The following is a 473-nucleotide window of genomic DNA, read 5'->3' on the forward strand; positions in this document are numbered from 1 at the left end:
GTAGAGGATGTCCTCCCACTCGGTCCCGTGGAGGTCGCCCCACTGCTCCAGCGGCGGGTGGAAGCGAATCTCGTCGAGGCCCGCTTCGGAGAGGCGGCGCATGTTCTCGCGGCCGCCGGGGATACCGGTGTAGAGGTGCGTGTGGTGGTCCTCGCCGAACTCGTCTTTCAGCAGTTCCAGATAGTGACAGGTCCGGTCGAGTACTTCCTGGGGTTCGCCACCTGTAATCGAGGTGCCCAGCGCGCTCATGCGCTTGGCTTCCTCGATAACGTCAGCGTCATCCTCGACGGGCCGCTCGTTGGCGTACATCTGGGTGACGTTCTTGCGGTTTTCCCCGAGGGGACAGTAGAAGCAGTCTCGCTGGTCGCAGTAGCCGTAGACGAACAGCACCATCTTGCCGCCTTTGGCGCACTGTTCGCAGCCCTCGGAAATCATTGTCTCTAGCCACCGCTCCCAGCGGGAAAAAGCGTGCG

Annotated in this window: 1 protein-coding gene; it reads right to left on the reverse strand. The window is 62.6% G+C overall.

Annotated features, from left to right (window positions below; genetic code table 11):
* The coding region (locus EXE41_RS18705) for a radical SAM protein (RefSeq protein WP_343192882.1) at window positions 1–435 on the reverse strand (435 nt) is incomplete at its 3' end.
* Between the last annotated feature and the right edge of the window lie 38 nt (window positions 436–473).

The organism is Halorubrum sp. SD690R (assembly GCF_005435035.1).
GTDB lineage: Archaea > Halobacteriota > Halobacteria > Halobacteriales > Haloferacaceae > Halorubrum > Halorubrum ezzemoulense.